We start from the raw sequence: 15,475 nt of genomic DNA, 5'->3' as shown, positions 1-15,475 counted from the left end.
CACAGAGCCATCAATCCCTGCGACTTTCGCTTTCACTGGGCACGGCCTCAGTTACAATCTCAATTCCCCTACTCGCCAAAAAGGTACACAGATGCTCGGCACCCCATCCAGCCCCAATGCAACCCGCGCCATGCTATTAGGCAGCGGCGAACTCGGAAAAGAAGTGGCTATTGAATTACAACGATTTGGCATTGAAGTCATCGCCGTCGACCGCTATGCCAATGCCCCTGCGATGCAAGTCGCCCATCGCAGAGTTGTTATGGATATGCTCAACCCAGCCGCATTAGAACAGCTAGTGCAAACGCAGCAACCGCATATCATCATTCCCGAAATAGAAGCCATTGCCACTCAAACACTGTCAAATTTTGAACAAGCAGGCATTCAGGTTGTCCCCACTGCGCGGGCAACTCAGCTGACCATGGATCGGCAAGGGATCCGCAGTTTAGCGGCAGAAACCTTGGGCTTACCGACCTCGCCTTATGCCTTTTGTGATGATATTGAGCAGTTAACCACTGCCGTGGCCACAATCGGCTATCCCTGTGTGATCAAGCCAGTGATGAGTTCATCTGGCAAGGGGCAAAGTTTAGTGCGCGGCCCCGAGGAGTTAGTGGCGGCTTGGCAATATTCTCAGCAAGGAGGCCGGGCCGGTGAAGGCCGAGTGATTGTCGAAGGATTTGTAAACTTTGATTATGAAATTACTCTATTAACCGTCAGTGCCGTTGACGGTATCCACTTTTGCGCTCCCATTGGCCATCGCCAAGAGGGCGGCGACTATCGAGAGTCTTGGCAGCCTCAAGCCATGAGTTCCATCGCGCTTGAAAAAGCACAAGCCGTAGCTAGCACCATAGTCACAGCGCTCGGTGGTTATGGATTATTTGGCGTCGAGCTATTCATTCAAGGCGATGAAGTGTTCTTTTCAGAAGTGTCGCCGCGGCCACACGACACTGGCATGGTCACCTTAGTCAGCCAGCCCTTGTCGGAATTTGCCCTGCATGTGCGCGCTATCCTCGGATTACCGATTGGTCACATCCACCAGCAAGGTTATTACGCGTCGGCGGTGATTTTAGGTGACGGCACATCAACGGATATTCAATATCAACAGCTGCCCCAAGCGCTAGCCGTCAGCCAAACACAACTGCGGCTTTTTGGTAAACCTGAGATTAATGGTCAGCGCCGTTTAGGGGTCGCGTTAGCGCAAGGACACGATATAGAGCAAGCCGTTGCCCGCGCGGTAGAATGTGCCAATATGGTGAATATCAAGTATTAATACTGCGCCTAAATGCATCACCCCGAGCTGGGCTCGGGGGGATCATTGATGTCGATAGTCGCCGCTGGCTAAACCGTCTCTTCGTTAGGGCACAACCAGCGGTAAATTAAGGATCCAATGACAGCGCCGACAATGGGCGCGAGCCAAAATAACCATAATTGTGATAACGCCCAGTCTCCCATAATGATTGCCGGCCCAGTACTACGCGCAGGGTTGACCGAAGTATTGGTGATGGGAATACTGATTAAATGGATCAAGGTCAAACATAAACCAATCGCCAGCCCCGCCATGGCAGGGGTTGCCAGTTTATGGGTTGCCCCTAACACCACCATCAAAAACATGCCGGTTAGCACCGCCTCGATGACAAAGCCTGACAATAAATCATAACCACCAGGGGAGTGCTCGCCATAGCCGTTAGCGGCTAGTCCATCGGCCAAGCTATAGCCCGCCTTACCACTGGCGACTAAATACACCACTGACGATGCCAAAATCGCTCCGAGCACTTGCGCCACGATGTAAGGAATAACTTTAGAGGCTTCAAAGCGCCCCCCCACCCATAAACCCACAGTGATGGCTGGGTTTAAGTGACAACCACTAATATGGCCAATGGCATACGCCATGGTGACCACGGTTAAACCAAAGGCTAATGCAACCCCCAGAAAACCAATACCCACAGTGGGATAGGCCGCGGCAAATACCGCACTTCCAGTGCCTCCAAGCACCAACCAAAATGTCCCAATAAATTCTGCACTAAGAATTTTAAACATGGAGTAACTCCTCAAAGTTAGAGGTGATAAATGAGTCTTTGGCATTGACAACCAGACTCTTATCTAACATAGACGATAAATAACTTAGCACGAAATGTTAATAAAATGTTTTATTTTAATTTACCCGAGGACTTGGTTAAGTCGAGTTCCCTGAGTAAAGGCGATAAGATTATTAACGGCAATATCGAGCAGGCGTTGGCGGGCTTGTTGTGTCGCCCAAGCAATGTGCGGACTGATAGTCACATTGCTGGCATGCAGTAACGGATTGTCAGCGCTCGGCGGCTCACTGCTCAACACATCGACCCCCACAAATAGGCGCCCAGTATTTGCTGCCGCGGCTACCGCGGCTTCATCAAGCAAGCTGCCTCTGGCGGTATTAATCAACAATGCCAGAGGCTTCATTAATGCCAATCGTTCGGCATTGATCAATTCATGGGTTTCTGGGGTTAATGGACAGTGTAAGGACACTACATCTGAGCTCGCCAATAGATCATTGAGATCAAGCCAAACCACGCCAGCGGGTAACGACTCAGGCCGAGTGCGGCTATGCACCGCGACCCTCATGCCCAATGCTAAGGCCACTTGTGCGACTTGCTGACCAATAGCGCCAAAGCCAATCAAACCGAGAGTAAGAGCGTTAAGAGAAATCAACGGCGTTAAGCTAAAGCAGAAATCGGCCTGCGCCTGCCACTGTCCGGCCTTGACTGCCGCATCATGGACACTGAGGCGATTGCTATGATGCAGCAAGTGAGCTAAGACCATTTGCGCGACCGCATCACTGCCATAATTGGGCACATTGGTTACGACCATGCCAAGCTTTAGCGCCGCCTTAATATCCACGACATTGGTTCCGGTCGCTAACACGCCGATATACCTCAGCCTAGGTAACGCGGCGAGTGTCTTTGCATCCAATGGGGTTTTATTGGTCAACACGATATCGGCATCGTGACAACGCGCGGGTATTTCGCCAACCGCGGTGCGATCATAGACCCTAAGTGCGCCTAAGGCCGCCAGCGGCTGCCAACTAAGATCGCCAGGGTTCAAGGTGAAACCATCAAGCACAATAATGTTCATATTCACCCTCAATTAAAAGCGGTAAGTTACCCCAAGATTAGCTTGGCTTTGCCACAATATATCGGCTTGCAGTTGCCACAAACAGCCGCTGACATCACAAAACAATTGCTGATTACTATCGATGAAGGTGGCAAAGGAGCGAACCTCAGCCTGGACAGATAAGTGGTCGGCTATTTGATAACTCATCCCGGCCCCAATCCCCATAGAAAAACGAGTTTCAGTGGATAAAGCTTTGCTTGGCCGCAGTTGGGTAACGCCAATACTGGTGGTGATATAAGGGGCTAACTTTCCCTTGGGAAAACGCAAGCTGCCACCGAAATGTAAGTAATCGATCGCCAGGGAGGTTAACTTTGGCTGCTCTGGTGATTTTCTGTATAAGTCCGTCGTCTGATGAGAATAAAGCAAGTAAACCTGACCCGGATCTGGGGTATCCATGCCAAACTGCCCCCCCCAATGCTCCCCCTCCTTAATGGCAGCAAACGCCGTAGGAGTGGTGTCGGCTAACTCAACATCACTGGTACCAAAGCTATAGCCCATTGTCGGCGTGAAAAACCACTGGCTCGCCTGCGAACTTGTGCTAAGCAGCAAGCCACAAGTCACCCCAAACACTAGGCTACTCTTGATCATATTACCCATACTCGACTCCTTGAGTGTCCATCCGAGTAAAACATCGAAATCTGGATTAACGCATTCCGCGCTCCGACTTAATCCTGTCGTATGCCGCTTGAATGTCTTGGGTCTTACGCTTAGCCAACTCCATCATCTCTGGCGGCAAGCCTTTCGCGACTAATTTGTCAGGATGATGCTCATTCATCAACTTACGGTAACTACGCTTAATTTGCTGATCATCGACATTAGCCTCAATCCCCAGCACTTGGTAGGCTTGCTCAATCGACAAGGATTGCTGACCACCCTGCTGATGATATTGGTACTCGGCTTGCCAACGCTTCAATAATGCGTCGAGTTGCATTCGCCCAAACCCGAGCTCTTGCGCAATGGTCAGCAACAATGCATGCTCTTTGGCCTCGAGCTTACCATCGGCTAAGGCGGTTTGAATTTGGATTTCCATAAACATTTGCAGTAAATCACTGCGCCCCATGGCAATCAGGCGAAAGGCCTTTAAACTGCCACGTAAATCAAAATTACTGGCTTTACCGTCTCGAAATGCTTGCTGAGCATCGATGCGAGCTTGGCCAGTAATGCGCATTTGATCCATCAACAAGCTGGCAATTTTAATATCGGTCGCCGTGACTTGACCTGAGGCCTTAGCCACATGCCCCATGACGGAGAAAGTGGTATTAAAAAAGATGGCCTGACGGCTACTGCCACGCTGAGTTAACTGCTTAGAGGCGGCAGCATACTTATCGACCTGATGCCCTAACCACAGCCCAATCACTAGCCCGATAAACTTACCGAACATAAAGCCGATGGCTCCACCAAAAAGCTTGCCCCAAATCCGCATGTTACTTCCCGCTATTCATTATTGTTGTTGGCTAAGATCGATATTCGCTTGCTCGAGCCTTGCCACTGTTCCCACATCACACCAGTAATGTGGCCAAAACTCGCCTTGGATGTGCCCTTGTGCCATCGCCTGTCTTAGCCAAGGACCTAATGCGAACGCCCCGGTTGGCGCCGCAGCAAATAAACTCGGATGATACACGGCCATCCCGCTGAATGTCATGGTTTGCTCACCATCTTGCGCTTGATAGACTAAAGCCTCGGCATTTAAGGCAAAATCGCCAGCCGTATGGTGACTGGGGTTAGTCACTAACCATAAATGACCCAGGCAGCCCTCAGCTAATGTTATCGCCTTAACGTCGGGCCATTGGCTGAGCAGCACATCGCCATTAATGACCACAAACGGCTCGTCCCCTAACCAAGGTAATGCTTGCACTATGCCACCACCGGTTTCTAAAGCAGTGTGTTCTTGGCTATAGCGAATAGACACCCCATAACGACTACCATCACCCAAGGTGGCCATCAAGGTGTCAGCCAACCATGCACAATTAATCACAATTTCAGTGATCCCCTGCAAGGCTAATGCCTCGAGATGATGCACAATCAGGGGCTTACCCGCCACTGGTAACAACGGCTTAGGCAAAGTGTCGGTCAAAGGCCGCATTCTCTCGCCGCGGCCGGCAGCTAATATCATCGCTTTCATTGACCGTCCTTAGCTGCCACTAATGGCTGGATTTCGCCAACAAAGGCTGCCAAGGGTTGCAATGCGGGATAACGAGCAGCGACATCGACAATGTAGCTTAACGTCAACGGAATATCTTTTAGATACCCAGGTTTTTGATCCCGATGATACAGTCTGGCAAAAATACCCGCAGCCTTAAGGTGGCGCTGAATCCCCATCAAGTCAAACCACTGAATATATTCAGCTAAGTCATGATTATCAGCCAACAGCCCTTGCTGGCGACACAAGTCAAAATGCGCCACTTGTAAGCGCTCCACCACGGCATCGGGCCAACGAATATAACAATCACGGATAAGAGATACTGCATCGTAAGTCATAGGCCCGACAACAGCATCTTGAAAATCAATTACATACAATTTTTCATCATGCACCATTAAATTACGACTATGAAAATCTCGATGCATGCCCACTTGAGGTTGAGCTAGCGCACTATCACACAGCACACTAAACGCTGCGGCCAACATCGTCTGCTGCGGTTCTGTTAAGCGCATGCCTAAGTGATGCTGCAATAACCACTCACTAAAAATGGCCAATTCGCGCATGACAAATTCAGCGTCATACTGGGGTAATGCCCCTTGCGTGGTGGCACGCACCTTGGCCACCTGCGGTAATAGGGCGAGCGCGGCATGATACCAAGGCTCGACAGTGTCATTATCGAGTCGCGATAATAAACTGATGTCGCCCAAGTCTTGCAAAAGAATAAAGCCTTGTTGCGGCTCAACCGCGATAATTTCTGGCACCGGAATATCGGCCATGGCATAGGCGGCTGCGACCTCAACAAATGGTTCCGTGGCAATCAGAGCCACCGGGGTGTCCATTACGATAAAGGATAAATGACCGCATTTGACCCGATAATACCGCCGAAAACTGGCATCACCGCAAATCAACGCAGCCGTTACGGGCTGACCAAAATGACTGGCTAGCCATTGCAATAGTTTCTCTTTTCTAATCACAGGCAAGGTGACCTCATGGCTCTTGACCAAAAATTGCTTTATTATAGCCAGCATAACATTGAGTAACAGCCTGTTTTGCCTCCGAGTGCAAGTTTTTAGCCTTTGGAGCCTAGGTAAAAATCCAAGGACAACTTTTCCCACCTAAACTTGTCCAATGACAGAATTCAACTAAATCGATCTGACATGCAAATTCGTTATTTTGTGGCGCTAAGCCTTTTACCTTATACCGCGATGGCCATTGATACTCCTGTGCCAGGGCAATGTGTTATCCAACCGCCCGTGCCTGTGCCTAGCGTGACCGCTATTCAAGGTCAAAGCGATGATTTAACGCATGCGCTGATCTATATCAGCTCTGACTCATCAGATGCCACCATGGGGCAAATGGCCAGCTTTCAAGGTGACGTGCGCGTCACCCAAGGCAACCGCCTCATCCAAGCCGATCAAGCCATCTTTAATCAACAACAAGAACAACTTGATGCCAATGGCAACCTGATTTTCCAAGACAGTTTATTTACGGTCACCGCCGATAGCTTAGTGGCTAAAATGCGGCAAAACTCTGCCGTGCTTTCCGGCGCCAATTATTGGCTGCACGGTCAACAAGTGCATGGTTCGGCGCAAGAACTGGAAATCACACCCGATAATAACTTGTTGATGACGCAAACCAACTTCACCACGTGTCCGCCAGAAAACCTGACCTGGATATTGGAAGCCGATAAGATCAAAATCGATAGCGATGATGAATGGGGTGAAATTTGGGATGCCAAAGTCAAATTATTAGGCGTGCCAGTATTTTACGTTCCGTATATGACGGTACCGGTGTCAGATAAGCGCAAATCGGGATTATTGTTCCCCAGTATCAGTACCAGCACTACCAATGGTTTGGAAATCACCACCCCGTATTATTGGAATATTGCCCCGGAGTATGATTTAACCTTCACCCCGCATTTAATGACTAATCGCGGCTTATTTTTACAAACAGAATTTCGTTATTTAGCCGGTGAGGCCCAGCAAGGACAAATCAATCTCGGCTATTTAGGCAAAGACAGATACCTTGAGAATGACCCGACGCGTTATTTGTATCACTGGCAACATCGGGGCGCTATTGATGAAAACTGGCGGGTATTAGCCAATTATACCGATGTCTCAGATAACAATTACTTCAATGACTTACCATCGGATGTGAATCAAGCAACGGATAACCAGCTCAATCGCATTGGCGAACTTAGCTATTTCCAACGCAACTGGGATGCCAGTGTGCGAGTGCAAGACATTAAAGTCCTCGGTGCTGAAAACGAAGAGCCCTATAAAGTGTTGCCGCAAATATCGGCCAATTATCGCTTACCCGACTTTTGGAACAATCTCGATTTTGCTTTTAGCACTGAGCTGACCAATTTTGAGCATGACGACGTGACGCAGCCCCAAGCCACCCGATGGCACATGGAACCAACGCTTACCTTGCCCATCTATGTACCGGCGGGCTCGTTAACCACTGAACTGAAATTATTTCAAACCAATTATTGGCAAAGAGACATTAGTGCTGGGGATGGCTTAGAAGACAGCGTGAGCCGCACAATTCCGCAAGCACGCATTCATGGCCAAATTAACTTTGAGCGTCAAACCCAGATATGGGGTGAGAATTATCGCCAAACCTTAGAGCCGCAGGCCCAGTATCTTTATGTGGGTTATGAGGATCAGTCTGCCATTGGTTTATATGACACGGCCGCGTTAGCTGATGATTTTTATGGATTATTCCGTGACAGACGCTACTCAAGCATCGACCGTATTGCCAATGCCAATCAAGTGACCATTGGGGCGACCACACGCCTATTTGACAGTCATAATTTAGAGCAGCTCAAATTTAGTCTGGGCCAAATATTTTATTTTGAAGATAACAAGGTCGACCTCAATCCAGAGTTTGAAGAGGAAGCGCCCTCTTTCTCAGTATTGGCCTCCGAGCTAGATGCCCACCTGTATAAAAACTGGTATTTTAGTGGTGCGATTCAATTTGATACCAAAGAGGGGGAGACTAAGAAGTCAGAGTTTAGCCTTGATTTTCGCCCCGGTGCCAATAAGTTAGTCCAAGTGAACTATCGCTATGTACCTGACTTGCTGAACACCAACACCAATGATCGAGTCGATATCTCGCAAACCGGTTTGCGCACGACTTGGCCATTGAGTGATGATCTGTATTTTGTCGGTAACTGGTACTACGACCTAAATCGTGAACGCACCGTCGAAACCTTTGCGGGGCTGCAATATGAATCTTGCTGTTGGGCGGTGCGTTTAAGCTACCACTACAACATCAAGACTAATTATGCAGACGATTTCAATCCGATTGAGAATTATCGTGAAGAGTTTGAAAAAGGGGTTTACCTCAATTTTGTGATCAAAGGATTAGGGGGCTCGGGCCCGCTAGGTGTCAGCGATATGCTTGATGAAGGTTTATTCAATTACCGAAAACCCCTTTACCTGCGCAACTAATAAAAATATGGTAAATTGCTGAACCACACAAGGGACTGACAGTCCAAACATTGACAACGACTATGGCATCAATTGATGCCCACAATCGCAAGATTATTTGGCCAAGGATATTTTGGATGAAAGCTGGGACAACAATAATAGCCGCCCTTGTAGGCGCCACCTTAAGTTTAAGTGCCATGGCCGTACCTGTGCCTCTGGACAGCGTAGCGGTACAGCTTAACGAAGGCATCATTTTACAAAGTGAAGTCGACAATATGTTGGCCACGGTTAAGCGTAATGCGCAAGATGCCGGCCAAGCCTTACCGTCGGATGATGCCTTAGAAACACAGGTCATCGAACGTTTGATTTTAACCCGCCTTCAACTGCAAATGGCAGAGCGCATCGGCTTGGTCGTTGGTGACTTACAGTTAGATCAAACGATTGAAAACATTGCCAAAGAACAAAAAATGTCCGTTGCTCAAATGCAAGCGGCCATTGAGCAAAGTGGCCAAACTTACAGCCAGTATCGCGAACAGTTACGCCAAGAAATTACCTTAGGCGAAATCCAACGCATTCAGGTGCAGCGTCGGATCAATATCTCGTCGCAAGAAATCTCATCCTTGGTCAAAATGATTGAAGAGCAGGGCCTTAAAAACGTAGAGTTTCAAATTGGTCATATCTTGGTTGAAGTGCCAAGCAACCCTAGCAGTGCTCAACTTGAAGCGTCACAAGCCCGCGCTGATGCCGTGCTTAACCGCCTCAATGAAGGTGCCGATTTCAAGCAAACCGCTATTGCGGCGTCATCCGGCCCTAAAGCTTTGGAAGGTGGCGTTTGGGATTATATGAACATTAATGAAATGCCGACCTTATTTGCAGAAGTCGTGACCGATGCGAAAAAAGGCGACATCATCGGTCCAATTAAGAGCGGTGCCGGTTTTCATATCATCAAGGTGCTAGACACTCGCGGCTTACAAACCCAAGATGTACATGAAGTGAAATCACGTCATATTTTGCTCAAGCCTTCTCCTATCTTGTCAGAAGATCGTGCCAAAGCCATGCTTGATCAATTTGCCAAAGATATTCGTAGTGGTAAAGCAGACTTTGCTTCCTTGGCTCGTCAGTATTCTGAAGATCCAGGTTCTGCCACCAAAGGGGGCGAATTAGGCTGGGCCGATCCGCGCATGTACGTACCGGCATTTGCTCAGACGTTGGCCGAGCTAACACCGGGTGAACTGAGTGAGCCTTTCCGCTCAAGCCATGGTTGGCATATTGTCCAATTAGAAGATGACCGGACTACGGATGCCACCGATAAAATGAATATCAATCAAGCTCAACAGCTAATCTACCGCCGCAAATTCAATGAAGAATTACAGCAGTGGCTGGATGAAATGCGTGCTGATGCCTACATTGAAATCTTCAATAACGATCGTAAACAAGGGTAATCGACTTTGACAACCAAACGCATAGCGGTGACGCCGGGAGAACCAGCCGGCATTGGGCCAGACTTGATAGTCCAAATTGCTCAGCAACGCTGGGATGCAGAACTGGTTGTTTGTGCTGACCCCGATTTATTAAAAAGCCGAGCGAAGCAATTAGGTTTACCTTTAACCTTACGTCCTTATCAGCCTAATCAAGCGGCTAAACCGCAAGACGCTGGCACCCTTACTATTGTGCCGTTTCCGTTAGCCGAGCCGGTTATTTGCGGCCAGCTGAACGAAAATAATAGCGCTTATGTAGTGGAAACTTTAAGATACGCCGGCGAGCGCAACATGTCCGGCGATTTTAGTGCCGTGGTTACCGGCCCAGTGCATAAAGGCATCATCAATCAGGCCGGGATCCCATTTAGTGGCCATACCGAATTTTTTGCCCAACAAGCAAAATGCCAAGATGTTGTGATGCTGTTGACGTGCCCAGGCTTACAAGTGGCACTCGTCACCACTCACATACCATTAGCGTATGTGGCTAAAGCCATTACCCATGAGAGGCTAATGCATATCATTCATATCTTGCATCAAGAATTGAAGAAAAAATTTGCCATTGCCGACCCCAAAATCTATGTCTGTGGTCTCAATCCTCATGCGGGTGAAGATGGTCATTTAGGCCGGGAAGAAATCGATATTATCATTCCGGCACTAAATCAACTCAGAAATGAGTTCGCTATGAATATTACCGGTCCATTACCGGCGGATACCTTGTTCCAACCCAAATATCTCAATGAAGCCGACGTGGTGTTAGCCATGTACCATGACCAAGGGTTACCGGTCTTGAAGGCGCAAGGATTTGGGAAGTCAGTGAATATTACCTTGGGGTTGCCATACATTCGCACCTCAGTAGATCACGGCACCGCGTTGGAACTCGCTGGCACAGGAACGGCCGACACAGGCAGCTTAGTCTGCGCCCTGAATAAGGCCATTGAACTGGCCTCTAACTGAATTTATACAAATCAATGAGCAATAGAGTCCATTTAGGCCATACGGCCAGAAAACGTTTCGGTCAGAACTTTCTTACCGATTACAACATTATTAACCGCATTGTTGGGGCGATTGCGCCAGACAATGAGCATGTCATGGTTGAAATTGGTCCCGGTCTCGCCGCGCTGACTGAGCCAGTCGCCGAAGCGATTGATAATTTAACCGTGGTTGAATTAGATAGAGATTTGGTTGAACGCTTACAACAGCACCCAGTGCTTAAAGATAAGCTCACGATTTTTCAAGGCGATGCCCTGCAATTTGATTTTGCTCAATTACTGCAACCAGGTAAAAAGCTCAAAGTCTTTGGTAACTTGCCGTACAACATTTCGACGCCGCTGATGTTCCATTTGTTCGAATTTGCCGAACATATTGAGAACATGCACTTTATGCTGCAAAAAGAAGTGGTCTTACGTTTGTCGGCATCGCCAGGCTGCAAAGCCTATGGCCGCTTAACCGTCATGGCTCAGTATTACTGCCAAGTGGTGCCGGTGTTAGAAGTGCCACCAGGCAGCTTTACTCCGCCTCCAAAAGTGGAATCTGCCGTGGTGCGTTTATTGCCTTATGAAGTCAAACCTTGGCCTTGTGATGATGTCAGAGTCATGCAAAAGCTCACCACTACCGCCTTTAATATGCGTCGCAAAACCTTGCGTAACAACCTTAAGGGCGTGTTGAATGATGATGACTTTGCTCGCTTAGGGATTGATTCCACTTTACGTCCTGAACAAATTAGCGTCGAACAGTATGTTGCGATGGCTAATTTGGTGTGTCGTCGTAGCTAATCGATTAACAATACAAGGGAACTGTCATGAATGGATTGGAGTCCACCATCAACATCGAAGTGGTGACTGAGTATATCGAACAGCAGTCTTCGCCAACGGAAGACAAATATTTATTCAGTTACACCATTACCATCAGTAACCACGGTAATAAGGCGGCTAAGCTGAAAAGCCGCCATTGGATCATCACTGATGCCAATGGCCATAAAAGCGAAGTACAAGGCTCTGGTGTGGTGGGAGAAACCCCCACCATTGAGGCCAATGCCAGCTTTCAATACACCAGTGGTACTGTGTTAGAAACCCCCATAGGTATTATGCAAGGGTCTTACACCATGGAAAGCGAGCAGGGTGAAGATTTTCATGCTGCTATCCCGCCTTTCCGCTTGGCCGTGCCAGGTTTGCTGCATTAGGAGAATTTGTGGCTCATTATTTTGTCGGTGATATACAAGGTTGTTATCAAGAACTGAGCCTGCTCCTTGCAAAGGTCGATTTTAATCCTTCGAGAGATCAACTCTGGGCCGTCGGTGACTTAGTGGCCAGAGGCCCCGAACCTCTGGCGGTATTGCGCTTATTTCAATCACTAGAAGATGCCGGCAATGTGGTGCTTGGTAATCATGATTTACATCTATTAGCCGTTTTTGCAGGCCTCAAAAAAGCCAAAGCCTGTGATCATTTGCAAGCCATTGTAGACGCCGACGATGGTGAGTCATTGATCAACTTCTTGCGTTGTCAGCCACTCATGCGCGAATTACCCCAGCATAAACTAGTGATGACTCATGCTGGCGTGCCACCTCAATGGGATCTGGCGACTTTACGCCAAGAATGTCATCGGGTCAGCGAAGCCTTGATGGCCGATGATTATTTAGAGGCGCTGATTGCCAAGATGTACACCCAGACTTCTGAAAATTGGTCTGAATCTCTCAGCGGCATCGATAGGCTCAGATACTGCATTAATGCCTTAACTCGAATGCGGTTTCTGCATCCAGACGGCGCCTTGGACTTTGACTGCAAACAAGCACCGCAATCCATGATGAATTCGTCTTTAACTCCTTGGTTTACCTTTAAAAATCAATTACCTCAAGACTATCGGATCATATTTGGCCATTGGGCAGCGCTCATGGGCAAAACGGATAACGAGCAGATGCTCGCCTTAGATACAGGGTGTTGCTGGGGAGAGTATTTGACCCTGTATCATCTTGAAAAAAATGAAAGAATCACACAAAAGTCGTTAAATAAAGGTTAAGATCGACGGCAATGGGCCGATAGAGACACAGCCCAGATCAGAGCTTTCAATATAGGAAGCACATATTTTGCCGGAGTAACCATGAAAATTTCCGTTGCCACCCGAGTCATTGGTGGCTTTTCACTTGTGACCTGTTTATTATTCATTGTCAGCGGTGCCGCCCTCCTGACCAATGATAACCTCAAGAACACCACCCAAACCTTACAGCAAACCAGTATTCCCGCGTTGAATCTGGTGGCCGACTTACGGCACGCGTTAAACCAACAGCAACGAATCAGCTTGAGCCTGTACCATATCAATCATCCCAACGAACTCACAGCACCTATTGATGAATTCAAACAGGCAACCGTTAACTATCATCAAGACTTAGCAACACTGACCGCACTGCTCGACGGCCAAGCGCAATTAAGCGCCAAGTTACAACAACTCAATCACAGTTATCAGGACTTTGAAAGGGTTAATCAACAACTCATATCAAGCCATAGCCAAGCACGACACTTACAAGCTCAGATCATCAATCAAGCAGACGAGTTAGAACTTGCTATCGATGATTCCGCGATGTACCTGTTAGATATTATGGATCTCGATGTCAGCCAGCAATTAGTCGAGCGAGAGTTAGCGGCCGCTGCAGCCAATATCGACACCAACCTCACCATGTTGGTTAGCACGACGCATGAATTAACCCTGACGGTTGAACCAGACAAATTTACCATTATCTCCACCGAACTTGAGTTACTAACGGCCGATATCCAAGCCAAATTAGCCTATCTCAATCGTCATAGTCAGGGCATCCTTCCCACCAATAGCATTGCCACAGTGAATCAAGCAATTGACACCAACCTGCTGACTATCAACGGCCCCCAAGGCGTCATAGCCAACAAACAAAAACAGCTCAGTGCCCAAACCCAAGCGCAACAAAGTAAACTAGCCAGTGATCAGCAAGCGCTGGCAGTCAATGATGCCATGGAGCAAGTTAACGAACTGATAGAACGGCAAACCAATCGGATCAGCGAGCAAGCCCTAGACGGGATCCATAGCGCGAGCCTACAAACCTTGGTATTAATGCTCGCAGCCCTCGTGGTGGCTATCGCCGTGAGTATTGCTGTGGTTCGGCCATTAAAACACTCGCTTGCTAATATCAACCAAGCCTTAACTATTTTGGCCAGCGGTAATTTAACCCACAAGCTCAATGAGTCGGGACACGATGAATTTGCGGTCTTGGCCAAAAACTGCAACCGCTTGGTCGACAGCCTCAAAGGCTTAATTGTTGGCATTCAAGATCGTTCAGCACAATTAGCCACGGCCGCGGAAGAAACGTCAGCAGTGACGACCCAGACAACATCGAGTATTCAAGAACAAAAATATCAGGTGGATATGATAGCCAATGCCACCGACCAATTACGCTCATCAGCGCAACAGGTCGCCGATTGCGCCGCTGTCGCCCTCAACGAGATCAGCCATGCTGACCAGCAATCACGGCAAATGCAGACCATCGCTGATGATAATCGTCAAACCATTGAACAGCTGGCTCTGGAAGTGGCCCATGCCGCAACCGTGATCAATAAGGTCCATACCGATAGCGCCGCTATTGGCTCGATCCTCGATGTTATCAGAGCCATTGCAGACCAAACGAACTTATTGGCCCTCAATGCAGCCATTGAAGCGGCTCGCGCTGGAGAGCAAGGCCGAGGCTTTGCGGTAGTGGCCGATGAAGTGCGCAGTCTAGCGTCTCGAACCCAGCAAAGCACTGCCGAAATTCAACAAATGATTGAATTGTTACAACAAGGCAGCCAGCAAGCCGTACAAGCCATGGCGCAAGGGCAGCTGCAGGCGCGGGCCTGTGTCGACAAAAATGAACTGGCGAACCAGGCATTGCATCGCATCAATGATGCCGTGCACAACGCTCATGATGCGGGTAATGCCATTAATCAAGCCAGCGCAGAGCAAAGTGAGATCAGTCGCCAAGTGTCAGACAAACTGAGTCAAATCGCCGCGATTAGTGATGAAACAGCAACGGGATCGGAGCAAACTGCCAATGCCAGCCAAGAAGTGGCTAAATTGGCAGAGGAGCTGCAAGCTTGTGTGGCGGAGTTTAAGGTGTAGACGATATTATTTGCATAAAAAAACCGGCGTTAACGCCTAATGCCGATCAGTTAAGACAGATCGCTTGACGATCTCACTGAAAGGATCAAAATCCGATGACCCCTTGTCATCGGATTTTTTTATGCAACTTTCAGAAGCTTTGGCGCGTACTCATATCAATC

14 protein-coding genes are annotated in these 15,475 nt (G+C 48.4%); 8 read left to right on the top strand and 6 right to left on the bottom strand.

What is annotated here, in order from left to right; all coding sequences use genetic code 11:
• The first annotated feature begins 91 nt into the window (after positions 1 to 91).
• On the top strand, positions 92 to 1,267 hold the full coding sequence (gene purT, locus KU855_RS01960; RefSeq protein ID WP_218528673.1) for a formate-dependent phosphoribosylglycinamide formyltransferase: 1,176 nt from the start codon (positions 92 to 94) through the stop codon (positions 1,265 to 1,267).
• Between the two features lie 68 nt (positions 1,268 to 1,335).
• Here purT and aqpZ read toward each other — a convergent pair whose 3' ends face one another.
• The 6 genes from aqpZ to KU855_RS01930 all read right to left on the bottom strand — a co-directional run bounded on the left by aqpZ (position 1,336) and on the right by KU855_RS01930 (position 6,261).
• Entirely contained in the window at positions 1,336 to 2,079 is a 744-nt protein-coding gene (aqpZ, locus tag KU855_RS01955; RefSeq protein ID WP_256260832.1) for an aquaporin Z, read from the bottom strand.
• 75 nt (positions 2,080 to 2,154) lie between these two features.
• On the bottom strand, positions 2,155 to 3,108 hold the full coding sequence (locus KU855_RS01950) for a D-2-hydroxyacid dehydrogenase (RefSeq protein ID WP_218528671.1): 954 nt from the start codon (positions 3,106 to 3,108) through the stop codon (positions 2,155 to 2,157).
• Positions 3,109 to 3,120: 12 nt separating this feature from the next.
• Positions 3,121 to 3,744, bottom strand: coding sequence for an outer membrane beta-barrel protein (locus tag KU855_RS01945; protein WP_218528670.1), 624 nt, complete (start codon positions 3,742 to 3,744; stop codon positions 3,121 to 3,123).
• A gap of 46 nt (positions 3,745 to 3,790) precedes the next feature.
• Positions 3,791 to 4,570: a co-chaperone DjlA gene (gene djlA / locus KU855_RS01940; protein ID WP_218528669.1), complete on the bottom strand. Its 780-nt coding sequence runs from the start codon at positions 4,568 to 4,570 to the stop codon at positions 3,791 to 3,793.
• A gap of 18 nt (positions 4,571 to 4,588) precedes the next feature.
• The gene (gene murU / locus KU855_RS01935; RefSeq protein ID WP_218528668.1) at positions 4,589 to 5,269 is read right to left on the bottom strand and encodes an N-acetylmuramate alpha-1-phosphate uridylyltransferase MurU; all 681 of its coding nucleotides are present in this window, start codon (positions 5,267 to 5,269) and stop codon (positions 4,589 to 4,591) included.
• A complete protein-coding gene (locus KU855_RS01930; protein ID WP_371316310.1) occupies positions 5,266 to 6,261 on the bottom strand; it encodes an aminoglycoside phosphotransferase family protein in 996 nt (331 codons plus the stop codon). The genes murU and KU855_RS01930 overlap by 4 nt, the downstream gene beginning before the upstream one ends.
• Positions 6,262 to 6,444: 183 nt before the next feature.
• Here KU855_RS01930 and lptD point away from each other — a divergent pair, with 183 nt between their 5' ends.
• The 7 genes from lptD to KU855_RS01895 all read left to right on the top strand — a co-directional run bounded on the left by lptD (position 6,445) and on the right by KU855_RS01895 (position 15,314).
• Positions 6,445 to 8,742: an LPS assembly protein LptD gene (gene lptD / locus KU855_RS01925; RefSeq protein ID WP_218528666.1), complete on the top strand. Its 2,298-nt coding sequence runs from the start codon at positions 6,445 to 6,447 to the stop codon at positions 8,740 to 8,742.
• 116 nt (positions 8,743 to 8,858) lie between these two features.
• Positions 8,859 to 10,163, top strand: coding sequence for a peptidylprolyl isomerase SurA (surA, locus tag KU855_RS01920; RefSeq protein ID WP_218528665.1), 1,305 nt, complete (start codon positions 8,859 to 8,861; stop codon positions 10,161 to 10,163).
• Positions 10,164 to 10,169: 6 nt separating this feature from the next.
• Positions 10,170 to 11,153 (top strand): 4-hydroxythreonine-4-phosphate dehydrogenase PdxA, encoded by a 984-nt coding sequence (pdxA, locus tag KU855_RS01915; RefSeq protein WP_218528664.1) that lies wholly within the window; start codon positions 10,170 to 10,172, stop codon positions 11,151 to 11,153.
• 14 nt (positions 11,154 to 11,167) lie between these two features.
• Positions 11,168 to 11,971, top strand: a complete 804-nt coding sequence (gene rsmA / locus KU855_RS01910) for a 16S rRNA (adenine(1518)-N(6)/adenine(1519)-N(6))-dimethyltransferase RsmA (RefSeq protein WP_218528663.1) — start codon at positions 11,168 to 11,170, stop codon at positions 11,969 to 11,971.
• 26 nt (positions 11,972 to 11,997) lie between these two features.
• Positions 11,998 to 12,378, top strand: coding sequence for a Co2+/Mg2+ efflux protein ApaG (apaG, locus tag KU855_RS01905; protein WP_218528662.1), 381 nt, complete (start codon positions 11,998 to 12,000; stop codon positions 12,376 to 12,378).
• A gap of 8 nt (positions 12,379 to 12,386) precedes the next feature.
• A complete protein-coding gene (locus tag KU855_RS01900) occupies positions 12,387 to 13,211 on the top strand; it encodes a symmetrical bis(5'-nucleosyl)-tetraphosphatase (RefSeq protein ID WP_218528661.1) in 825 nt (274 codons plus the stop codon).
• An 81-nt stretch (positions 13,212 to 13,292) separates the two neighbouring features.
• Entirely contained in the window at positions 13,293 to 15,314 is a 2,022-nt protein-coding gene (locus KU855_RS01895) for a methyl-accepting chemotaxis protein (protein WP_218528660.1), read from the top strand.
• The last annotated feature ends 161 nt before the right edge of the window (positions 15,315 to 15,475 follow it).

Origin of the sequence: Shewanella sp. NIFS-20-20, from assembly GCF_019209865.1 — a bacterium.
Lineage (GTDB): Bacteria > Pseudomonadota > Gammaproteobacteria > Enterobacterales > Shewanellaceae > Shewanella.
Note: the sequence above shows the minus strand (reverse complement) of the source record. Positions and strands in the feature narration are given on the sequence as shown.